The sequence below is a fragment of the Streptomyces doebereineriae genome, assembly GCF_031845645.1.
Lineage (GTDB): Bacteria > Actinomycetota > Actinomycetes > Streptomycetales > Streptomycetaceae > Streptomyces > Streptomyces canus.
The window spans coordinates 737,275-759,452 of the sequence record NZ_JAVREZ010000001.1 but is presented as its reverse complement, the minus strand read 5'-3'; the positions used below and the strand labels follow the sequence as shown (position 1 = coordinate 759,452).

21 protein-coding genes and 1 pseudogene are annotated in these 22,178 nt (G+C 68.9%); 14 read left to right on the top strand and 8 right to left on the bottom strand.

Going from position 1 to position 22,178, the window contains the following annotated elements; genetic code table 11:
* Window positions 1-57 precede the first annotated feature (57 nt).
* The 7 genes from RNB18_RS03615 to araD all read left to right on the top strand — a co-directional run bounded on the left by RNB18_RS03615 (window position 58) and on the right by araD (window position 10,141).
* Entirely contained in the window at window positions 58-1,002 is a 945-nt protein-coding gene (locus RNB18_RS03615) for a carbohydrate ABC transporter permease (protein ID WP_394817576.1), read from the top strand.
* A 14-nt stretch (window positions 1,003-1,016) separates the two neighbouring features.
* Window positions 1,017-1,934: a carbohydrate ABC transporter permease gene (locus RNB18_RS03610; protein ID WP_311713011.1), complete on the top strand. Its 918-nt coding sequence runs from the start codon at window positions 1,017-1,019 to the stop codon at window positions 1,932-1,934.
* A gap of 49 nt (window positions 1,935-1,983) precedes the next feature.
* Complete coding sequence (locus RNB18_RS03605; RefSeq protein ID WP_311712661.1) at window positions 1,984-4,149, top strand: beta-galactosidase; 2,166 nt, start codon at window positions 1,984-1,986, stop codon at window positions 4,147-4,149.
* A 21-nt stretch (window positions 4,150-4,170) separates the two neighbouring features.
* On the top strand, window positions 4,171-5,976 hold the full coding sequence (locus RNB18_RS03600) for an RICIN domain-containing protein (protein WP_311712660.1): 1,806 nt from the start codon (window positions 4,171-4,173) through the stop codon (window positions 5,974-5,976).
* Window positions 5,977-6,119: 143 nt separating this feature from the next.
* Window positions 6,120-7,799, top strand: a complete 1,680-nt coding sequence (araB, locus tag RNB18_RS03595; protein WP_311712659.1) for a ribulokinase — start codon at window positions 6,120-6,122, stop codon at window positions 7,797-7,799.
* A 63-nt stretch (window positions 7,800-7,862) separates the two neighbouring features.
* Complete coding sequence (araA, locus tag RNB18_RS03590; RefSeq protein WP_311712658.1) at window positions 7,863-9,380, top strand: L-arabinose isomerase; 1,518 nt, start codon at window positions 7,863-7,865, stop codon at window positions 9,378-9,380.
* 35 nt (window positions 9,381-9,415) lie between these two features.
* Window positions 9,416-10,141, top strand: a complete 726-nt coding sequence (araD, locus tag RNB18_RS03585; RefSeq protein ID WP_311712657.1) for an L-ribulose-5-phosphate 4-epimerase AraD — start codon at window positions 9,416-9,418, stop codon at window positions 10,139-10,141.
* Window positions 10,142-10,235: 94 nt separating this feature from the next.
* Here araD and RNB18_RS03580 read toward each other — a convergent pair whose 3' ends face one another.
* The 4 genes from RNB18_RS03580 to RNB18_RS03565 form a co-directional block, all read right to left on the bottom strand.
* Complete coding sequence (locus RNB18_RS03580) at window positions 10,236-10,604, bottom strand: cupin domain-containing protein (RefSeq protein WP_311712656.1); 369 nt, start codon at window positions 10,602-10,604, stop codon at window positions 10,236-10,238.
* A gap of 255 nt (window positions 10,605-10,859) precedes the next feature.
* Window positions 10,860-11,465, bottom strand: coding sequence for an alpha/beta fold hydrolase (locus tag RNB18_RS03575; RefSeq protein WP_311712655.1), 606 nt, complete (start codon window positions 11,463-11,465; stop codon window positions 10,860-10,862).
* Between the two features lie 43 nt (window positions 11,466-11,508).
* Complete coding sequence (locus RNB18_RS03570) at window positions 11,509-12,477, bottom strand: aldo/keto reductase (protein ID WP_311712654.1); 969 nt, start codon at window positions 12,475-12,477, stop codon at window positions 11,509-11,511.
* Between the two features lie 33 nt (window positions 12,478-12,510).
* Entirely contained in the window at window positions 12,511-13,494 is a 984-nt protein-coding gene (locus RNB18_RS03565) for an aldo/keto reductase (protein WP_311712653.1), read from the bottom strand.
* Between the two features lie 300 nt (window positions 13,495-13,794).
* Here RNB18_RS03565 and RNB18_RS03560 point away from each other — a divergent pair, with 300 nt between their 5' ends.
* The 6 genes from RNB18_RS03560 to RNB18_RS03535 all read left to right on the top strand — a co-directional run bounded on the left by RNB18_RS03560 (window position 13,795) and on the right by RNB18_RS03535 (window position 18,822).
* Complete coding sequence (locus tag RNB18_RS03560) at window positions 13,795-14,454, top strand: SDR family NAD(P)-dependent oxidoreductase (RefSeq protein ID WP_311712652.1); 660 nt, start codon at window positions 13,795-13,797, stop codon at window positions 14,452-14,454.
* Between the two features lie 313 nt (window positions 14,455-14,767).
* On the top strand, window positions 14,768-15,643 hold the full coding sequence (locus RNB18_RS03555; RefSeq protein ID WP_311712651.1) for a carboxymuconolactone decarboxylase family protein: 876 nt from the start codon (window positions 14,768-14,770) through the stop codon (window positions 15,641-15,643).
* Between the two features lie 91 nt (window positions 15,644-15,734).
* Window positions 15,735-16,340, top strand: a complete 606-nt coding sequence (locus RNB18_RS03550; protein ID WP_311712650.1) for an SDR family NAD(P)-dependent oxidoreductase — start codon at window positions 15,735-15,737, stop codon at window positions 16,338-16,340.
* Between the two features lie 92 nt (window positions 16,341-16,432).
* The gene (locus RNB18_RS03545) at window positions 16,433-17,476 is read left to right on the top strand and encodes an NAD(P)-dependent alcohol dehydrogenase (RefSeq protein WP_311712649.1); all 1,044 of its coding nucleotides are present in this window, start codon (window positions 16,433-16,435) and stop codon (window positions 17,474-17,476) included.
* 47 nt (window positions 17,477-17,523) lie between these two features.
* Entirely contained in the window at window positions 17,524-18,366 is an 843-nt protein-coding gene (locus tag RNB18_RS03540) for an SDR family oxidoreductase (RefSeq protein WP_311712648.1), read from the top strand.
* A 36-nt stretch (window positions 18,367-18,402) separates the two neighbouring features.
* Window positions 18,403-18,822, top strand: a complete 420-nt coding sequence (locus tag RNB18_RS03535; RefSeq protein WP_311712647.1) for a (R)-mandelonitrile lyase — start codon at window positions 18,403-18,405, stop codon at window positions 18,820-18,822.
* Between the two features lie 99 nt (window positions 18,823-18,921).
* On the opposite strand, the gene RNB18_RS03530 is transcribed toward RNB18_RS03535, so the two are convergent.
* The gene (locus tag RNB18_RS03530) at window positions 18,922-19,509 is read right to left on the bottom strand and encodes an alcohol dehydrogenase catalytic domain-containing protein (protein ID WP_394817591.1); all 588 of its coding nucleotides are present in this window, start codon (window positions 19,507-19,509) and stop codon (window positions 18,922-18,924) included.
* Between the two features lie 16 nt (window positions 19,510-19,525).
* On the opposite strand from RNB18_RS03530, the gene RNB18_RS03525 reads away from it, so the two are divergent.
* Window positions 19,526-19,681 (top strand): hypothetical protein, encoded by a 156-nt coding sequence (locus RNB18_RS03525; RefSeq protein WP_311712645.1) that lies wholly within the window; start codon window positions 19,526-19,528, stop codon window positions 19,679-19,681.
* A gap of 781 nt (window positions 19,682-20,462) precedes the next feature.
* Here the strand turns inward: RNB18_RS03525 and RNB18_RS03520 are convergent.
* The 3 genes and pseudogenes from RNB18_RS03520 to RNB18_RS03510 all read right to left on the bottom strand — a co-directional run bounded on the left by RNB18_RS03520 (window position 20,463) and on the right by RNB18_RS03510 (window position 22,162).
* Entirely contained in the window at window positions 20,463-20,816 is a 354-nt protein-coding gene (locus RNB18_RS03520; RefSeq protein WP_311712644.1) for a DUF6192 family protein, read from the bottom strand.
* Window positions 20,817-21,013: 197 nt separating this feature from the next.
* Window positions 21,014-21,157: pseudogene (locus RNB18_RS03515) on the bottom strand (DUF6192 family protein); the annotation flags it as partial.
* A 222-nt stretch (window positions 21,158-21,379) separates the two neighbouring features.
* Window positions 21,380-22,162, bottom strand: a complete 783-nt coding sequence (locus tag RNB18_RS03510; RefSeq protein WP_311712643.1) for an MBL fold metallo-hydrolase — start codon at window positions 22,160-22,162, stop codon at window positions 21,380-21,382.
* Window positions 22,163-22,178 lie beyond the last annotated feature (16 nt).

Sequence of the window (22,178 nt, the reverse complement as noted above, 5' to 3'; positions counted from 1 at the left end):
GTGCGGAGGCGCGGGACCCGCCCCCACTGACACAGTCCCATCCCTCAGAAAGGCCCGATGATGACTGCCACAACCGCGGCCTCCCCCAAGGGCAGGAGGCGAGAGGGGTCGACACGCCTCGGGCGCGGCGGCAAGAGCCGTCAACGGGCGGCGGGACCGCTGTTCGTCGCACCGTTCATGGTGCTGTTCCTGCTGCTCTTCCTCGCCCCGCTCGGCTACGCCGCCTATCTCAGCCTGTTCCAGGAACGCCTCATCGGCGGCACGGCGTTCGTCGGGCTCGACAACTACGCCCAGGCCCTGAGCGATTCGCAGTTCCTGCACGGCATCGGACGCGTCGCACTGTTCTTCGTCATCCAGGTCCCTGTGATGCTGCTGCTGGCGCTGGTGTTCGCCCTCGTCCTCGACAGCGGGCTGCTCCGGCTCGCCCGTGTCATCCGACTGGGCATCTTCGTCCCGTACGCCGTCCCCAGCGTGGTCGCCGCGCTCATGTGGGGCTACCTGTACGGACCGGACTTCGGCCCCTTCGCCCAGTTCAGCCGCAACCTCAGCCTGCCCGTCCCGCACTTCCTCAGCGACGGCTGGATGCTCGGCAGCCTCGCCAACATCGTGACCTGGGAGTTCGTCGGCTACAACATGATCATCCTGTACGCCGCCCTGCGCACCATCCCCGAGGAGCTGTACGAGGCCGCCGCGATGGACGGGGCCGGCGCATGGCGGACCGCCTGGTCGATCAAACTGCCGGCCCTGCGCCCCGCGCTGATGCTCACCCTGCTGTTCTCGGTGATCGGCAGCTTCCAGCTGTTCAACGAGCCGAAGCTGTTGATGACCATCGCCCCGGACGTGATCAGCAGCTCCTACACGGCCAACCTCTACGCCTACACGCTCGCCTTCACCGGCCAGCAGGTCAACTATGCAGCCACGGTGTCCTTCCTCCTCGGCCTCGTCATCGTGATCGCCTCTTACGCCGTCCTGCTCACCGCGAACCGCAGGAGGTCCTCGTGACGACCGCCACCCGCATGGCCACGACCGCCGAGCCATTGACGAAGCCGCCTTCCGCCGCGCCACCTCGGCGGGGATCCGCCTCCCGGCGCCGCAGCACCCCGCTGACAATCGCCATGCTGGCGGTCCTGGCCTACTTCCTCCTGCCCCTGTTCTGGCTGCTGGTCGCCTCGACCAAGAGCACCCAGGACCTGTTCAACAGCTTCGGTCTGTGGTTCTCGCACGCCCCGCAGCTGCTGACGAACGTGAAGCAGACCTTCGCCCAGGACGACGGGGTCTTCGTGCACTGGCTGCTCAACACGGTCATGTACGCGGGCGTCAGCGCGGTCGGGGCCGCGTTGCTCGCGGCCGCCGGCGGGTACGGTTTCGCGAAGTTCCGCTTCCGTGGTGACCGGTTCTCCTTCAACCTGGTGCTCGGCGCCGTCATGGTCCCGGCCACCGCGCTGGCGATCCCGACGTATCTGCTGTTCGCCAAGGCAGGTCTGGTCAACACCCCGTGGGCGGTCATCCTGCCCTCGCTGGTCAACCCCTTCGGTCTCTACCTCATGCGCATCTACGCACAGGACGCCGTCCCGGACAGCCTCCTCGAGGCGGCACGGATCGACGGCGCCGGGGAAGCGCGGATCTTCGGCACGATCGTGCTGCGGCTCCTCGCCCCGGGCTTGGTCACCGTGCTGCTGTTCACGCTCGTGGCGACCTGGAACAACTACTTCCTGCCGCTGATCATGCTCAATGATCCGAATCTGTACCCCGTCACCGTCGGCCTCTCCTCCTGGGCAGCGCAGGCGCAGAACGGCGGGGCCGGTGCCAGCAGCGACATGCTCGCACTGGTCGTGACCGGCTCCCTCATCTCGATCCTGCCCCTCGTCGTGGCCTTCCTGCTGCTCCAGCGGTACTGGCAGAGCGGCCTGGCCGCCGGCGGCGTCAAGCAGTAGGGCCCGCAGCCCTCGTACCACTCCCTGCATTTATCGGAGGTGTCCCCTCATGGCGGCTCTGCCTGCCCGCGTCCTCTTCGGCGCCGCGTATTACCACGAGTACACGCCCGCCTACGACCCCGAACTGCGGCCCGACGAACGGCTCAAGACCGACCTGGACCTGATGGCCGAGGCGAACTTCACCGTGATCCGGGTCGGCGAGTCGGTCTGGTCGACCTGGGAGCCGGAGAACGGACGCTTCGACCTCGACTGGCTCCAGCCGGTGCTGGACGGCGCCCACGAACGCGGCATCTCCGTCGTCCTCGGGACGCCGACATACGCGGCTCCGCCGTGGCTGGCCCGCCAGTACCCGGAAATCACCGCCGAGAACGCCACCGGGCAGCGCCTGGGCTGGGGTGCACGCCAGGAGATCGACTTCACCCACCCCGCCTTCCGCTTCCACGCCGAGCGGGTCATCCGCAAGATGGTGGCCCGGTACGCCGACCACCCGGCGATCATCGGCTGGCAGGTGGACAACGAGCCCGGCCTGCACCTCCTGCACAACCGCGGTGTCTTCGAGCGCTTCGTGGACCACCTGCGGGAGAAGTACGGAGACGTCGAGACCCTCAATCGAGAATGGGGCCTGGTCTACTGGTCGCACCGCCTGTCCACGTGGGCCGACCTGTGGACCCCCGACGGCAACGAACAGCCCCAGTACGACGTCGCCTGGCGGGAGTTCCAGGCCCGGCAGGTCACCGAGTTCATCGGCTGGCAGGCCGACATCGTCCGCGAGTACGCCCAGCCCGGCCAGTTCGTCACCACCTGCATCTCCTACACCCGCCAAGGGGTGGAGGACGACGAGATGTCGGACCGCCTCGACATCGCCTCCGGCAACCCGTACTACGACATGCAGGACGGCCTGCTGCTGCCCGATCCCACTCCGGATGCCCACGAGCAGAAGTGGAAGACCACCGGGGTGTGGTCGATGTACCAGACCGCGGACTGGATGTTCTCCTCCCGCCAGGCGCCGTTCCTGGTCACCGAGACCAACGCCCAGAGCATCGGTTTCGCATGGGACAACCGGCCCGGCTACGACGGCCAGTGGCGGCAGGCCGCCTGGGCGCACGTCGCGCGCGGGGCGCGGATGATCGAGTACTGGCAGTGGCAGACCCTGCGCTTCGGCGCGGAGACCTACTGGGGCGGCGTCCTCCCGCACAGCGGCCGGCCCGGCCGTACCTATGCCGAAATCGCCCGCCTCGGCGCGGAGTTCGAGACGGCGGGCGAGCTCGTCGCGGGGCTCGAGCCGGACGCCGACATCACGATGGTCTACTCGATGCCGAGCAAGTGGCTGATGCAGAAGTATCCGCCGCTCGCGACCCCCGACGGCGAACCTGACGCTGCCGCCTACCACCGCATCTTCGACCCCTTCTACCGCGGCGCCTTCGACGCGGGCCGCCAGGTCCGCATCATCCACGCCCGCCAGCTGCACGAGCGGATGGCACCGGAGGAAGCCGCACGCCGCCACCCCGTGCTGGTGGTACCGGCGCTGTACATCGCCGCCGACGCCACCATCGACTGGCTCGCCGCCTACGCTCACGCCGGCGGCCACCTGGTCCTCGGTCCGCGCACCGCCTACGCCGACCACGAGGCCCGGGCCCGTCACGAACCGGCCCCCGGGCGGCTGGTGGAAGCCGCGGGCGTCCAGTACGACGAGTTCGGCAACCTCGCGCACGACGTCCCGATCCGCGCCGTGCCAGGTGGCCCGTTCGAGGTGCCCGCGGATGCCACGGCGACGCAGTGGATCGAGGGCCTCACGGTCACCGACGCCGAGGTTCTCGCCGTGTACGAGCACCCCCATTACGGCCGCTGGCCCGCGGTCACGACCCGCGGCCACGGCGCGGGCCGCGTCACCACCGTCGGCACGGTGCCGGGCCGCGACCTCGCCCGGGCGCTGGCCGAATGGCTGGTCCCGGCCGCGAGCAGCGGGTGGCGCGACCTCCCCGCATCGGTCACCGCGACCACCGGCACCTCACCCGACGGACGCCGTGTCCACATCGTCCACAACTGGAGCTGGGAGCCCGTGAGCGTCCCCGCCCCGGCGGACCTCTCCGACGTCCTGACGGACACCCCCGTCCTGACGGGCACGGCGCTGGACCTCGGCGCCTGGGACGTACGCGTACTCGTCTCCACCGACGCCGACAGCGCGCCGACTCCTGGAGCAACCAACCGATCCTGATCCATCCCCTGAGGAGGGGCCATGCAGAGAAGAAGGCTTGGACGAGCCCTCGGAACCTTCGCGGCGACGTCCGCGATCCTCGCGATACCCATGGTCAGCGCGCAGGCGTACAACCCAACGGGCGGAACCCTCTACCAGCTGGGCACCGAGCCGTGCCTGAAAGGGCGGGGCAACTGCGCGGTCTACCCGAAGTCGGCGCAGCTGCCGAGCGGACGTCTGGTCGCGTCCTTCGAGAAGTCCACGGTCGTGACGGCGACGGGCAGCGCCGACAAGCAGACGCTCCCCGTCTACAAGAGCGATGACCACGGAACCAGCTGGCAGCCGCTGTCCGAGGTCAAGGCTCCGGCATATCTCTCCAGCGACCCGCAGTACGCGAAGTACACGAGCAACTGGACGAACCCCTACCTGTACGTCCTTCCGCAGGACGTCGGGAACCTGAAGCAGGGCACGCTGCTGCTCGCGAGTGTCGTCTCGGGCGACGACTACTACTACAAGGAGCACAAGGCGGCCGACCCGAACTGGACGCCGACCAACGACGGCGACCGCAAGGACCTGGCGATCGCCCTGTACTCCAGCACCGACGACGGTGCGACGTGGAAGGTCGAGAACGTCGTCGCGACCGGCGGCTGGCAGGGCGGCAGCGCGGGCGCCGTCGGCCAGAACATCGCGGCCGCGAACACGAACCAGCAGGTGGACCCTGTCTGGGAGCCGTACCTGATGGTCTACAAGGGCAAGCTCGTCTGCTACTACTCCGACGAGAACGACTACACCGGCTTCAACGCGACCACCGGTGTCCCGACCCTCGACCCCGCCAACGACACGGCCACGGACTCGCAGGGCCAAATCCTGGCCCACAAGACCTGGGACGGCACCGGCGCCGTGTGGAGCGCCCCCGTCGTGGACATCGCGGGGCTGACCCAGACCATGGGTGGCGGCAAGACGGAGATCGGCGGCGGGCGGCCGGGCATGGCGAACGTCGTCCGTACGACGGACGGCAAGTGGCTGCTGACCTTCGAGTACTGGGGCGGCGGAGTCAACACCAAGTACGTGCTCGCCGACGACCCGCTGAAGTTCTACACCGGCTCCGCCACCGGCACGGGCGTCACCAGCCTGCCGCTCGACACCGGCTCGCACGCCCTCGCGACGGGCGGCAGCCCGGTCCTCATCAAGCTGCCCGGTGGCCGCCTGGTCTACAACGCCGCCGGCAGCGGCAACGTCTGGGTCAACGACAGCGGACGCAGCGACGGCGCCTGGAAGGAATACCAGACGACCTCGCAGGCCGGCTACAGCCGCAACCTCCAGTACGTCGACGGCACCGGCCGCATCGTGATCCTCAACAACCAGGGGACCTCGACGCTCAAGTTCGCCGAGGTCGATCTCGGCCACACGGACGGCGCCTACTACCAGCTGGTGAACCGCAAGACCGACCAGGTGATCGGCACCGGGAACAAGACCAACGACGCGAACATCGGCAACGCGGACGTTCCCGACGTCCGGCTCGAGGCCCCGGGCTCGGCGGGCAACGCGGACACCCAGTACTGGCACGTGACGACCGAGCCGAACGGTGGCGTGAGCCTGCTGAACAAGTCGGGCGGCCGCGCGGCGGCGATCTGGACCGGCAATGCCACGGCCGGCCAGAAGATCGGCCAATGGGTCGACAACAGTGCCACCGGCAGCTGGAACCTCGTCAAGACCAGCGACGGGTTCTACAAGCTCCAGTCCGTCAAGAACACGAGCCTGTACCTGACCGGTGCGACTGCCGGGTCGCAGCTGACCTTGCAGACCGCGGCCACGGATGGCTCGCAGGACTGGGAGCTCGTCCAGTAGCAGCACCTCGTTCGAAGCCGGGGCCTGGCACCCGCTGCCAGGCCCCCCACCCTCATTCTCATGATCGAACATTGGCCGACATTCCGAACATCCAGTCCGGACGGTCCGCCGACACGAGCTCCTCACCGGAAGGACGGCTGGTTGTGAACACAGACCACGATGACCGCGCGAACCTCGAACCCTGTGTCGTCGGAGTCGACTACGGCACGCTGTCCGGGCGGGCCGTGGTGGTCCGCGTCCGCGACGGGGCGGAGTTGGGGACGGCAGAGCACCCGTACGCCCACGCGGTCCTGGACCGGGAGCTGCCCGACGGTACGGGGTTGCCGCCCGACTGGGCCCTGCAGGTGCCCGCCGACTACATCGACGTCCTGCGCATCGCCGTGCCCGAGGCGCTGGCCCGGGCCGGCGTACGGCCGGCGCAGGTCATCGGGATCGGCACGGACTTCACCGCCTGCACGGTCCTGCCGGTGCTCGCCGACGGCACCCCCCTGTGTGAACTGCCTGGCCTCGCGGGCCGTCCGCACGCCTACGTCAAGCTGTGGCGCCACCACGCCGCGCAGGCCCAGGCCGACCGCATCACCGCGCTGGCAGCGGAGCGCAAGGAGCCGTGGCTGGCGCGGTACGGCGGAAAGATCTCCTCGGAGTGGGAGTTCGCGAAGGCGCTGCAGTTGCTGGAGGAGGATCCGGAGCTCTACGCGCTGACCGACCGCTGGCTGGAGGCCGCCGACTGGATCGTGTGGCGACTGTGCGGCACTTACGTCCGCAACGCCTGCACCGCCGGATACAAGGGCCAACTCCAGGATGGCGCCTACCCGTCCAGGGAGTATTCGGCGGCACTCAATCCGGGCTTCGCCGACTTCGTGACAGCGAAGCTGGAGCACCCCATCGGTCAACTGGGTGACTTGGCCGGGCGGTTGACGCCTGAGGCGGCGGCGTGGACGGGCCTGCCGGAGGGCATCGCGGTGTGCGTCGGGAATGTCGACGCCCATGTGACGGCGCCCGCCGCCACGGCTGTGGAGCCGGGCCGGATGGTGGCCATCATGGGCACCTCGACCTGCCATGTGATGAGCTCCGACCAGTGGGCCGAAGTGCCCGGCATGTGCGGGGTCGTCGACGGGGGCATCCTGCCGGGGCTGTGGGGCTACGAGGCCGGGCAGAGCGGCGTCGGCGACATCTTCGGCTGGTTCGTGCGCACCGGGTTCCCGGCGTCGTACGCCGAAGAGGCCGCCGCCCTCGGGCGCGACGCGCACGAACACCTGACGGCCCTCGCGGCCGGGCAGCGGGTGGGTGAGCACGGCCTGATCGCGCTGGACTGGCAGAGCGGCAACCGTTCCGTCCTGGTCGACCACGACCTGAGCGGTGTGATGGTCGGCCTGACACTGTCCACCCGCCCCGAGGACGTCTACCGGGCGCTGCTGGAGGCCACCGCCTTCGGCACCCGCACCATCATCGAGGCGTTCGAGGCCGCCGGCGTGCCGGTGGAGGAGCTCATCATCGCGGGCGGGCTGACGAAGAACGCGCTGCTCATGCAGATCTACGCCGACGTCACGCGCAAGCCTCTCGGAGTCATCGACTCGGCGCAGGGCCCGGCACTGGGCGCGGCGATGCATGCGGCAGTCGCGGCCGGCGCGTACCCGGACATCCGGGCCGCCGCTCGGACCATGGGCAAGGCCCGCCCGGCCGTCTACCTGCCCGACCCCGAGCGGGCCGCGGCCTACGACCGCCTGTACGCCGAGTACCGGCTCCTGCACGACTACTTCGGCCGCGGCGCCAACGAGGTCATGCATCGCCTGCGCCGCATCCGCGTCGAGGTCTCCGCCTGAGCAACACCCCCTCTGCCCGGCAGCCAACTGCTCGGTGGCCGCCCCCTTGGAAGGAAAACCCTCATGGAAACCGACGTCACCCCTTACCCCGACCACGAGATCTGGTTTCTCACCGGAAGCCAGGGCCTGTACGGCGACGACGTCCTGCGTCAGGTCGCCGACCAGTCCCGGAGCATCTCCCAGACCCTCGGCCGTCCCGGCAAGGTCCCGGTCAAGATCGTGTGGAAGCCGGTCCTCACCGACGCCGAGTCGATCCGCCGGATGTGCCAGGAGGCCAGTGCCTCCGAGGCGTGTGTGGGCGTGATCGTGTGGATGCACACCTTCTCCCCCGCCAAGATGTGGATCGCCGGACTCACCGCCCTGGACCGGCCCCTCCTCCATCTGCACACCCAGTACAACCTGTCGCTGCCCTGGCCGAGCATCGACATGGACTTCATGAACCTCAACCAGGCCGCTCACGGCGACCGCGAGTTCGGCCACATCGAGTCCCGCGTCGGCGTCGATCGCAAGATCGTCGCCGGTCACGCGACCGACCCGCGCGTCGTCCGACGCGTCGCGGCCTGGGCCCGCGCCGCCGTCGGCCGCCACACTTCGCGCAGCCTGCGCCTGGCGCGTTTCGGCGACAACATGCGCGATGTCGCGGTCACCGAGGGCGACAAGGTCGAGGCTCAGCTGCGGTTCGGCTTCTCGGTGAACACCTACGCCGTCAACGACCTGGTCGCCGTCGTCGACGCCGTCGAGGACAAGGCGGCCGCCGAACTCGCCGCCGAATACGTCGAGTCCTACGACGTCGTCCCCTCCCTGCGCCCCGGCGGCATCCGCCGCGACTCGCTCCTGTATGCCGCCCGCCAGGAACTGGGCCTGCGCACCTTCCTCACCGAGGGCGGCTTCACCGCCTTCACCACCAACTTCGAGGACCTCGGCGGGCTGCGCCAGCTGCCCGGCCTGGCCGTCCAGCGCCTGATGGCCGACGGCTACGGCTTCGGCGGCGAGGGCGACTGGAAGACCTCCGCGCTGCTGCGCACGATGAAGGTCATGGGCCAGGGACAGTCCGGCGGCACCAGCTTCATGGAGGACTACACCTACCACCTCGGCCCCGGCGTCCCGCGCGTGCTCGGCGCCCACATGCTGGAGGTCTGCCCCTCGGTGGCCGCCGCCCGCCCCCGCTGCGAGATCCATCCCCTGTCCATCGGCGGCCGCGAGGACCCGGTTCGTCTGGTCTTCGACGCCGCGCCCGGATCCGCCGTCGTGGTTGGCCTCTCGGACCTCGGCGATCGCTTCCGGCTGACCGCCAACGCCGTCGACGTCATCGCCCCCAGCGAGCCGCTGCGCAGTCTGCCGGTGGCCCGGGCCGTCTGGAAGCCCCGCCCCTCCCTCGCGGAGTCCGCCGAGAGCTGGCTGCTGGCCGGCGCCCCGCACCACACCGTGCTCAGCTCGGCGGTCGACTTGGAAACCCTGACCGACTACGCCGCCATGACCGGCGTCGAACTGCTCACCATCGACGAGCACACCAGCACCGACCAGTTCGCCAAGGAAGTCCGCTGGAACGCCGCCTACCACCGCCTCGCACAGGCCCTGTGAAGCCGGTGGACCGCATCCGAGGAGACGAACGACCGATGACCGCTCACGTCCGCGACGGCCTGCGGCAAGAGGTACTGGACGCCAACCTGGCCATCCCTCAGGTCGGCCTGGCCACACTGACCTGGGGAAACGTAAGCGGCGTCGACCGGGAGGCCGGTGTCTTCGTCATCAAGCCGTCGGGCGTGCCCTACGAGGACCTCGTCCTCGACCACCTGGTGACCGTCCGTCTGTCCGACGGCGCCGTGGTGGACGGCGACCTGCGCCCCTCCACCGACACCGAGACCCACCGCTGCCTCTACCGCGCCTTCCCCTCCATCGGCGGCGTCACCCACACCCACTCCACCCACGCGGTCGCCTTCGCCCAGGCCCGCCGCGACATCCCGGTCCTCGGCACCACCCACGCCGACACCTTCAACGGACCCATCCCGGTCACTCGTGACCTCACCCCCGAGGAGTGCGCGAAGGACTACGAGTACAACACCGGCCGCGTCATCGTCGACATGCTCGACGGCGACGACCAGAAGGCAGTCGAGGTCCCCGGCGCCCTCGTCGCCCACCACGGCCCCTTCACCTGGGGCACCACCGCCCGCAAGTCCCTCGAACACGCCATCATCTGCGAGGCCGTCGCCGATATCGCCGTCCACACCATGGCCCTGTCCCCGACGGCCCCGCCACCCCCGCACCTCCTGAACCGCCACTACACCCGCAAACACGGCCCCGACGCCTACTACGGCAACCCGGAGATGGCGACTTCCACGTGACGAACGCTGTCCGCGATGCCGGGGCGGTTCCGGCCGACCACCTAGGGTCGGCCGGAACCGCCCAATGAGACCGTGAAATACTCGACCCCATTCACTATTCTCGCGTCACCGCATAACCGGATACAGATGGCCATCGAACCGTCACCAATACGGATTCCTCTTCCGCGAACCACGAGTGGTCGACGCCGCGCCCCCAAACAACGTAATCCCCTTGCTTCTCCAGAAGAACACTGCGCCCCGCGAAATCCACGCGAAACCTGCCACTGACGAGCACCAAAAGGGCCGTCCGCGCTTCACCTCTCACCCATTGCAGTCGCTGGTCACCACGTGGATGAACGCCCCATTTGACCTCTACCGCACTGGTGTGACGAGGATCATCGACGTCCTTGAAATGACCAAGAAGCCATCCTCGATCCAACGGCGCATCATCACCGGCATTCCCTACATACACGCTGTCATCCATAACTCGGAATATATCAGCCGCATCGGAAACCGGCGTTCCTCCTTTCTATATAAGCAGCGGACATGCTCGAACCGGTTGGCAGGCGGGAGACAGGTCCGCCACGACAAGCACGGTTTCTTCCGGTGTCCGCAACACGAGGCCGCCACGCTGCGGTCAGTCTCCGAGAAACCTTTCGACGAGGGTCGCGAGGGCGATCGGGGTCTCCACCATTTGGTGGTGGCCGGCGTTGCCGACGACTGCGAGTTGTCCGTTCGGCTAGTGCCGCATCCAGGTCTGGTTCATGGCGTCGGCATTGGTCGCCGGGTCGTTCTCACCGACCACCACCAGCGCGGGCAGCGGAGCACCCGTGATCTCGGCGGAGAAATCGGTGGTGTTGACGGAGTCGAGATAGCCACGGAAGGCGTCCGGGCCGACAGCCTTCATCGACTGCTCGGCCCAGGAGGCAACCCAGTGCGGGGACAGCTTGCCGCCTGTGGACGAGTCGATGATGATGCGGCGGTTCTCGACCTTGCGCGCGGCCTCGGCGAGCACGGGGTAGGCCGCGTCCGGGATACCCAGGCCGTTCGCGGGCGCGGGGCTGAGCCCGACGAGCTTGCGCACACGCTCGGGCGCCTTGAGTACGACCTGCTGGACCGGCATGCCGCCGAGCGAGTGCCCGATCAGGGAGAACTCGCGCCAGCCGAGGCTGTCGGCGAGCAGGAGGACGTCCGAGGCGATCTCGTCGCAGGTGTAGGAGCCCTCTACGTCGATGGCGTCGCCGAAGCCGCGGGCGTCCATGAACGCGTAGCTGAAGCGGGTGCCGTCCAGGTACGGCCACCAGGGGCTGAACGACTCGTGTCCGGCGAACAGCGAGTGCAGCACGATGGCCTTGTGGGCCCCGCTATCGGGGGCCAGGTGCGGAGGTTCAGTAGTAGCGGCCGCCCTGCGGGGTGGGCAGGGCGTCGAGCTCGGCGAGGTCCTCGGCGCTGAGCTGCACGTCGGCCGCGCCGGCGTTGTCCAGCAGGTACTTGGGGGTCTTGGTGCCGGGGATCGGGACGACGTACTCGCCCTGGGCCAGCACCCACGCCAGCGCCACCTGCGCCGGAGTGGCACCGATGCGCTCGGCGAGCTGCCGGACCTTCTCGGCGAGGGCGAAGTTGACGCGCAGAGCGTCCTGTTGGAAGCGGGCCAGGCCGCGCCGGAAGTCGTCCTGGGGCAGGTCGTCGAAGGAGGTGAACCGGCCGGTGAGGAAGCCCTTGCCGAGCGGTGAGTACGGCACGAAGGCGATGCCCTGCTCCTTGCAGTACGGCAGCACCTCGGTCATCCAGTCCCGTGTCCACAGGGACAGTTCGGACTGCACCGCCGTGACCGGGTGGACGGACTGGGCCCGCTTGATCTGCTCGACGTTCACTTCGGACAGACCGATCGCGCGGGCCTTGCCCGCCTCCACCGCCTCCGCCAGCGCGCCCACGCTCTCCTCGATCGGCACACTCGGATCGACGCGGTGCAGGTAGTACAGGTCCACGTGATCCGTGCCGAGACGGCCCAGGCTCTCGTCGATCGAGCGGCGGATGTGCTCAGGGCGGTTGTTCAGGCCGGGTACGGGTTCGCCCTGGGCGTTACGGGTGAGAGCCCCGACCTTGGTGGCCAGGACCGCGCGTTCCCGCCCGCCCTGGGCCAGCGCCCGGCCGAGCAACTCCTCGTTGGTGAGCGGGCCGTACACGTCGGAGGTGTCCAGCAAGGTCATCCCCTGGTCGAGGGCCTGGTGGATCACTGAGATCAGCTCGGCCTCGTCACGCGGGGTGGCCTGGTCGTAGCCGAAGCTCATGCCCATGCAGCCCAGGCCGATGACGCCGACCTCGGGTCCGTCGGGGCCGAGTGTGGTGGTGCGCATGTGTTCCTTCCGAGGGTCGTCGGGCGTGTCGGGTCAGCGGTTGACCAGCCGCATGCCCGCCTCGTGGAGGCGGTCGCCGGCGGCCGGCGCGAGGTTGTTCAGGCGGGCGAGCTGCTCTGCGGTCAGCACGACGGCGTCGGCGGCGGTGTTCTCCTCGACGCGGGAGACCCGCTTGGTGCCGGGGATCGGGGCGATGTCGTCTCCCTGGGCCAGCAGCCAGGCCAGGGCCACCTGCGCGGGGGTGGCGTCGCCCTCGGCGGCGACGACCTCGACCTCCTCGACGATGCGCAGGTTGCTCTTGAGGTTCTCCTCCGTGAAGCGGGGGTTGTTCGCCCGCCAGTCGTTCGCCTCGAAGTGCTCGGTGGCACGGATCTTGCCGGTGAGGAAGCCGTGGCCCAGCGGCGACCAGGGCACCAGGCCGATGCCCAACTCCCGCAGCAGCGGCAGGATCTCCGCCTCCACATCCCGCGTCCACAGCGAGTACTCCGACTGCAGGGCGGCGATCGGGTGCACGGCGTGGGCACGGCGGATCGATTCGGGGCCGGCCTCGGACAGGCCGATGTGGCGGACCTTGCCTTCGGTGACCAGGTCGGCGAGGGCGCCGATGGTCTCCTCGACGGGCGTGTTGGGATCGACGCGGTGCTGGTAGTACAGGTCGATGTAGTCCGTGCCGAGCCGCTTGAGGGAGCCTTCGAGCGCGGTGCGCAGGTTGGCCGGGGTGCCGTCGATGTGGCCCATGCCGCCGCTGGTGTGCGAGTACATGCCGAACTTCGTCGACAGGACGACCTGGGCGCGGCGGTCCTTGATGGCCCGCCCGACGAGTTCTTCGTTGACGAAGGGTCCGTAGGCCTCCGCGGTGTCGAGCAGGGTGACCCCGAGGTCGAGTGCCCGGTGGACGGCCCGGATGGACTCGGTGTCGTCCGGGGTCTCCCCCGGGCTGAGGTAGACGCCGGACATCGTCATGGTGCCGAGGCCGATGCGGGAGACGTCCAGGTCCCCCAGCTTGATGTGCTTCATGGCTCCAGTGCTCCGCAGGTGGCTTCGAAACAGATCTTCAGTTCACGTCCAGCGTGCTCGCCACGCTCGTCGGATGGCAGGTCGGGTTGTGCCGGGGAACGGTGTTCAGTGGTGCGCCAGGGCACCCCACGGGCATCGCGCGTGGGGTGCCCTGTCAGTGCCTGGATCAGCAGGCACTCCCTCATCGGCCGCCGAGCCTGTTCCATGAAGGGGCGCACCGCACGCGCGAACATCTGCCGCATGCACGACCTCGATCACCGCTGCCCGCGGGACCGCAGAGCATCTGGAGAAGAGCAAGACATGAGCAAAGGAACCGCCCTCATCGTCGGCGTCGGCCCCGGCCTCGGCCTGGCACTCGCGGAAACTTTCGCGCGGGACGGTCACCGGGTCGCACTTTTCGGCCGCGACGCGGAACGGCTGGAGAAACACGCCGCCGAGCTGACCGGTCAGGGATTTACGGCGGGCGCCTACCAGGCCGATGCCGGTGCCCCCGAAGATCTGCGGGCCGCGCTCGGCCGGGCGGTGGACGACTTCGGCGCGCCGGAGGTGCTCGTCTACAACGCGGCCCTACTGCAGCCCGACACGCCCACAGGGGTGGACGCCGAGTCATGGGTGCGAACCCTCGCAGTGAACGTCACCGGGGCCGTGGTCGCCGCCCGGACGGTCCTTCCCCTGCTGCGGGACGGCCGGGGCAGTCTGCTCTTCACCGGTGGCGGTTTCGCCCTCCAGCCCTCGCCCGAATACACCACGCTGTCGGTCGGCAAGGCCGCTCTGCGCGCCTACGTCCAGGCCCTCCACGCCGACCAGCACGGCTCGGACGTGCACGCCTCCACCGTCACCGTTGCCGGCGCCATCGGAGGCGAGGACCCGCGCTTCGCTCCCGACGTCCTGGCCGCGGCCTACCTCGACCTGCACCACCAGCCGAAGGACCAGTGGCAGGCCGAGCTCGTCTACGCCTGACAGCGCGCCCTCAAGACCGAGGAGCCGGTCGTTCCCCGCCGTCACTGTCACACGCCCGGTCAGGGGTGCCCTGTCACACCCTGGCTGGCCACTCCCCGGAACACCGGGGCCTGCCTGTCACCGGCATACAGGGGCACTCTGGAGGACGTCGGTGCCTGTGCACATGGAGCACCGACCGACTGGAAGGCGCTGCCGCCTGGCAGGTACCGCTTCGCCTGTCCAGGCCTCGGTGACGCGCCGGGAAGACGAACGACGAGAGGGAACGAGCGATGCAGCTGCGAAACCTTGCCCGGATGGGGCCGGTGCCGTGGGCATGTCCCACGGCACCGCCGACCCAGGCACCGGCGAGGCGCAGTCCATCCGTCCCCCGCACCGGGTCCTGGAGGCAGCCGTGACCGTCGGCAAGCCCAACGAAGCCGCCGCAGCGGCACATGAGCGGCTGTTCCCCGGCCACGTCTCCAGCCTCGCGCTCACCGATCCGGAGCTGATCGAGTACTTCGACAACTTCGCCTTCGACGAGGTACAGCGCCACACCTCTGATCTGCCCGAGCGCACCCGCCTGATGACGCAGCTCGCCGCGATGATCGGCGTCGGCGCGGTGGCGGAGTACCGGATCATGCTCGGCGCCGCCCTCACCATCGGGGTCACCCCGGTGGAGGCGAAGGAGATCGTCTACCAGGCGGTGCCGTACGCCGGTATGGCCCGCGTCTTCGACTTCCTGCACGCCACCAATGAAACGCTCACCGACCGCGGTGTGCGCCTGCCGCTGGAAGGCCAGTCCACGACCACGCCCGCCACCCGTATGGCGGAGGGTCTGGCGGTGCAGAAGCGGATCGTGGGCGACGAGACAGTGGACGCCCTGTACGCCAACGCTCCCAAGGACGAACAGCACGTCCAGGAGCTGTTGAGCGCCAACTGCTTCGGCGATCACTACACCCGCACGGGCCTGGACGTCCCCACCCGCGAGCTGCTCACCTTCGCCATGCTGACCGCGCTCGGCGGAGCAGACGCACAGGTGCGCGGACATGTGGCGGCCAACCTGAACGTGGGCAACACCCGCGCCACCCTGATCGCCGTTCTCACCGGCCTGCTGCCGTTCATCGGCTATCCCCGCACCCTCAACGCCCTGAGCGCCCTCGACGCCGTCACCCCGTCCCCGGGCGCCCAGGCCCCAAAGGAACAAGCATGACCACAGGCACTTGGCTCATCACGGGCGTCAGCAGCGGCTTCGGCCACGCCCTGACCACTCAGACGAGGCGTTCGCGGCGGGCCGTGTCGACGTGATCGTCTCCAACGCCGGGTACGGGCTGTTCGGCGCCGCCGAGGAACTCACCGACGCGCAGGTGGACCACATCATCGCCACCAACCTCACCGGATCCATCACCCTGATCCGTGCGGCCCTCCCCCATCTGCGGGCACAGGGCGGCGGACGCGTCGTCCAACTGTCCTCCTACGGCGGTCAGGTCGCGTTCCCCGGCAACTCCCTTTACCACGCGACCAAGTGGGGCATCGAAGGCTTCGTCGAGTCGGTGGCACAGGAGGTCGCTCCGTTCGGCATCGGCATGACCATCGTCGAACCCGGCGGTGCCCGCACCGAGTTCCGTTGCGGCAGCGCACGAGTCGCCGACCTCACCGAGGTCTACGACGCCACCCCCGCCCACGCCTTCAAGGCGATGCTCGACCCCGCGAACGGCCTCGCGCCCGGCGATCCGCAGCGTATGGCCGCGCGCATCATCGAATCCGTTGACGTCGAGCCCGCCCCCTTGCGGATGGTCCTCGGCTCACAGGCTCTGGACGCCACCCTCGACGTGCTGCGCAGGAGGACCGCCGACTTCGAGTCGCAGCGGGACCTGGCGAAGTCCACGGACTACCCCGCCGGGGAGTGACCGACAACCGCCTCACGGACCGCCCAACCCGTCCTGCGCTGCCGGACAACAACCACCCGTCACGTACCCGCACCGGTACTGATTGGAGAACCATGTTCACCGTCAACGCGTACGGAGCGACCTCCGCGACCGAGCCGCTCGTCCCCATGACGGTCGACCGTCGCGAAGTCGGCCCGCACGATGTCCTCATCGAGGTCGAGTACACCGGCATCTGCCACTCCGACATCCACCACGCCCGCAGTGACTGGAGGGAGGAGACCTACCCCCTCGTTCCCGGCCACGAAATCGCCGGCGTCGTCAGTGAGGTCGGTTCCGACGTCACGCGGTACGCCGTGGGCGACCGGGTCGGCGTCGGCTGCATGGTCGACTCCTGCCGCGAATGCGTCAACTGCCGCAAGGGCCGGGAGCAATACTGTCTCAAGGGCAACACGCTCACCTACGGCTCCCTCGGCGAGGACGGCCGCCTCACCCAGGGCGGCTATTCCACCCACATCGTCGTCACCGAGGACTTCGTCCTCCGCATCCCCGATGGGATCGGACTCGACGCCGCCGCGCCACTGCTGTGCGCGGGCATCACCTCCTACGCACCGCTGCGCCGCTGGGGTGCCGGCCCCGGCAAGAAGGTCGCCGTCGTCGGCCTGGGCGGGCTGGGCCACATGGCCGTCAAACTCGCCCACGCGATGGGCGCAGAGGTCACCGTGCTCTCCCAGTCGCTCAAGAAGCAGGACGACGGTCTGCGTCTGGGCGCCGACCACTACCACGCCACCAGCGACCCGGCCACCTTCGAGCAGCTCGCCGGGAGCTTCGACGTCATCGTGAACACGGTCAGCGCCCGGATCGACCTCGATGCCTACCTGTCGCTGCTTGCCACGGACGGCATCCTGGCCAACGTCGGCGCTCCCGCCGAGCCGGTCTCACTCAACGTCTTCGCCCTCCTCGGCGGACAGCGGGCCCTCGCCGGCTCCCTGATCGGAGGCATCCGCGAAACGCAGGAGATGCTCGACTTCTGTGCCGAGCACCGCATCGGTTCCGAGGTCGAGGTGATCCCCGCCGAGAAGATCAACGAGGCGTACGAGCGCGTCCTCGCCTCCGACGTGCGCTACCGGTTCGTCATCGACATCGCGACGCTGAGCTGAGCCCTTCTCGGCGGCCCCTCCCCCCTCAACAGCAGGAAGCACTCCCCATGAGCAAGGTCATCTTCGTCACCGGTGCCGGGCGCGGCCTGGGCACCGACATCGCCCGGCAGGCTCTGGACGCCGGCCACCAGGTCGTGGCCACCGCCCGTAACCCGCAGAAGGTCATCGACGCCCTCGGAGGGCAGCAGGACAACTTGCTGGCCACCGGCCTGGACATCACCAGCCCGGACGCCGCCCGCTCCGCGGCCGAGGCCGCCACGGAGAAGTTCGGCCGTATCGACGTGCTGATCAACAACGCCGCCACGTTCCAGGCCGGCTACTTCGAGGAGATCTCCGACGCCCAGATGCGGGCGCAGATCGAGACGAACCTGTTCGGCCCGATGAACGTCACCCGCGCCGTCCTTCCCGTCATGCGCTCCCAGCGCGCCGGTCACGTCGTCACCATCTCGTCGATCGCCGGCCTGGTCGGCCAGGAGTTCTGCGTCGCGTACGCCGCCTCGAAGTTCGGTGTCGAAGGCTGGATGGAGTCCCTGCACTTCGACCTGGAACCGTTCGGTATCCGCACCACGATCGTCGAGCCCGGCTTCTTCCGCACCGAACTGCTCGTGGACGCCTGCACCAGCTGGGCGGAACTGTCCCTCGACGACTACGCCGGGCGCACCGCCGAGACCAAGAAGATGTGGCAGTCCATGAACGGTCAGCAGCCCGGCGATCCCACCAAACTTGCCGACGCCCTGCTGAAGGTGATCGACCTGGACCAGCCGCCGCTGCGGTTCGTCGCCGGCGACGACGCGATTCCCAGGGCAGAGGGCAAGGGCAAGGAAATCGCCGACCAGGCGAGCGCATCCCGCTCCCTGGGCATCGCCCTCTCCCACGACGACGCCGCCTGACCACCCCGGTCCCTACGAAGAACTCGAGGAGCACTCATGGAATTCGTCAAGCCGCAGCCCACCGGAAAGGGCCCCGCGGACTGGTTCAACGGTGACGTCTGGTTCGACGTCGTCCACGCAGGCCAGGAGCCGTCCCGTATCCGCGCCAACATGGTGCGTTTCGCCCCCGGCGCCCGCACCGCCTGGCACCACCACGCCGTCGGCCAGACCCTGCACGTCGTCGCCGGCATCGCCCTGATCGGCACCCGCGACGGCACCGTCTACGAGGCCCACCCCGGCGAGACGGTTACCTGCCCGCCCGGCGAGGAGCACTGGCACGGCGCCACCGAGGAACGTTTCATGCAGCACCTCGCTCTGTGGGACGGCACCGCCCCGGACGACGACCGGCCCGAAACCACCTGGCTGGAGCACATCACCGACGAGCAGTACGCGGGCCCGCGCACCCGCAGCCACTGACCCCGTACGCGAAGGAGAAGTGCCCGAACGGCTCCGCTCCCACCGGGCCCACGAAAAGATCGTCCTCACTGTCCCCTGACACACAGTGAGGTCTGCTGATCAAGCGAGCGTCGAAGGGTCAATCACGAAGTCGAGCATCTCCTGGCTCTCGCGGACGCCGGCGATCAGCGAGTGCGTCAACACACGGCGGTTGGCCGCCACGGCGAACATGGGGAACGAGATCTCCGGTTCCGAGGAGGCGCCCAGGGCGACGAACGCACCGTTCAGGGCGAGCAGGTTCATGTAGGCGCCCCGGCCGAGGTTCCCGCTCACGGGGTTCAGGAGGCCATCGAAGGTGCCGGCGCGACAGGACGTCGACCTCGGCGCCCATCGCGTGCGCGGGGAGTACGTCGTGGCGCCCCCACACAGCAGCGGGGCCGCCTCGTCCAGCCCGAGCTCTTCGGGAACGCGTACGACGAAGTCCTCGGTCACCACGACGTGGGTGGAGTAGCCGCCCTGGGTGCGCGTGCCGTCCTTGACGAGGGCCGCCATTCGCGCACTCACGGCAGGAGTTGACCACGCAACCGACGCCGACCCGTCGCCGACGGCGTGCTTGGTGACCTCGGAGTCGACCTCGGTGACGATGCCGACGAACTCGTGGCCGGGGACGACCTGGTAGGTCTGCGGGCCCCATTCGCCGCGGACGATGGGGGCGGATGTCGGCGTGGCAGATGCCGCAGTACTTGATCTCGATGAGGACGTCGTGCGGGCCGACGTCGCGGCGCTCGAGGCTGGTGGGGACGAGCGGTTCGGTCGCGGTCGCTATCTGATCGGGACGCCGGATCCTCTGGCGATAGGGCCGGTGCATGCGGATCATTGAGATAGTGCGACGACGCTGGGCATGGCCGAACAGCACTCCACCGACCGTGCCGCCTTCAGGGCCGCCAGCGTTTCATGTCCCCGGATGTCGTCGGCAGGTTCTCGGCAGGGAGACCGTCTACGGCTCGCGTGGAGCACGACAGGTCAAGGACTGGCCTGTTCTCCCGGAGGCCCACCGATATGCTCACACTGTGCGAGGGCAGAGGCGAATGACCAAGACAGCTCGATGGCTGGCTATTTGGGTTGTTTTTACCCTTATCATGCGCTTCGCCACTGATCTCACGGGCGATTACCGGGGCTGGCTGACCACTGCGGTGACGTCCGCGTCGGTGATAGCCGCCGGGTCACTGTTCTCGTGGTTTCGGTCCCGTAGAGAGCGCAAGGTAGCACCGTAGCCAGATGGCGCCTCGGCGGGCGGACGGGAAGAGGCTCTCGGCCCGGAGACCAGAGCGTGCCGATCGCCCGACGTCTGCGCTGCGTGAGTGCGTCGGCATCCTCAACCGGCGTGCCAGCAGGCGCTTCTCGCATCGAACTGGCTGTCGGACTCAGCTCGGTGACATCGGATACCTTGTGGAGGAGAGTTCTGATCTTGGCGGCAGGCTCCGCTGTGAAACCGCTGGGGGGAAACACCGTGGATGACCTGACGAGTTCAGCGCCCCGTCTACTGCGATGGATCGGCCGGGGGATCGCTGGAGTCCTCGAGTTCATCAACCTGCGAGACGGACTCCGGGGATCCGGGCGCGCCAAGCGGCGGCGTGGGCGTCCAACTCAGTGATCAGCCCCTAGCCCGAGGTGGGCCTCTTGGTCGACATGCTGGCGCGGGCGTCTTTGAGCAGCTGGAAGAGCGGCTCGTCCTGGGTGAACTCGCCGTTGTCGAGCGCCCCTTCGAGCCAGTGCGCCGCCGCGCAGACCCGGCCGATCTGACGGCGGACAGTCTCGCGCTCGTCCTCGGTGAACTCCTGCCCGCGCAGCTGCGGGACCAGCCTGCTCAGGGTGGCCACGAAGCCGTGGCAGGAGCCCACCAGGTCGAGGTACTCGATGGTGTGCTCGATCGCGCGGACCGCCGGGGTGCGTTCCCGGATCCGGCGGTCCCGGGTCTCGGCGGAGTTGTCGAACTGCGCGCGGTTGACGAGCATTCGAGTGGTGTCGTCCCGCATGGTCGTCCGGCCGGCGCAGCAGGTCGGTGGTCACCTGCTGGGCACGGCCATCCCCGGTCAGCTCCGTGACGACCCGCACCCGTTCGGCCAGGGTGACGTGCTCGGTGACCGCCATGCCGCTTCAGCAGGTCGGTGGCGACCTGGGCTGCGACCTCGTCGTCCCGGGTCAGGTCGGCGACGGCCTGGACTTGCTCATCCACCGTGACCGGCCGGTCGACCCGCCGGCCGACGACCCGTTTCGCGCCGTCCGGCCTCCACTGCCTCGCCCCGGTGCGCGGGTTGAACGGCGCGTCCTCGATCGCCGCCCACCGTTCGTCCACGTCCGCGACGATGAGGCCACCAGCTCGTGGTAGCGGCTCACGGCGACGTCCTCATCACGGCCACGGCAGATCACAGCGCGCCTCCTCGACGCTCTGCCCATTCTCGGGAACTCGCAGGTGCCCGCCGCACTCGCGGATCGGCACGTTCTCCAGCGCCTGCCTCCTTCGCCGCTGGTGCTGCAGGCGAGCGTGGACGCGGGCGTCGCCGGCCCGGGAGACGCGTCAGCCCTTGGGCCCGAACATGTAGGCGTTGGCGACGTCGATGAGGGCTGCGCCCTGGTAGGCGGGATAGCGCTCGGTGATGGCCTTCTTGTAGGCGTCGCCGTCGTCGCCGAGCAGTTCGCGGCCCGCGTTGACGTAGTCGGTGAGCTCGGCCCAGATGGCAGGGGTGGCCGGCTCGCCGTGGCCGGGGAGGATGGTGTCGTACTCCCTCTCGGAGGCGAAGCGGTCGATGTTGGCCTGCCAGCCGTCGAAGTCCTTGTCCAGGAACCACAGATGGGTGCGGTTGTAGACGACGTCCTGGGCGACCAGGACGCCCTGCTCGGGCAGCTTGATCACGAGAGTGGTGTGGATCTCGCCGCCGGTGACCTTCTCGAACACGAAGGGAATGCCGTCGATGACCTCGGTGCCGGGGGCGATCTCCACGGTCGGGGTCATGTCGGCGAGCGGGATCGGGGTGCCGGTGGGCAGGTCGGTCTTGGCGCCCACGGCGACGATCTCCGCGATGGTCTCCGGCAGGGCGTGCACGGGGACGCCGAAGCGGGCCGCGCCCTGGTAATGGTCCGGGTGTGCATGGCTGATGACCAGGCGGTCGAGCGGCTTGCCGAGCTGCTTGGCGTGGGCGACGACCTCGTCGGCGTAGGCAAGGACGAACTGCGCGTCGACGGCGATGATCCGCGACGGCGTCTCGATCAGCTGGGTGTTGACGTCCAGACCGTCCTCGGGCGCGGCGTAGCTGTGGATGCGGACCGGGCCCTTGTCGATGACGGTGAAGGTGCCGTGCATGGCTCTGCTCCTGTCG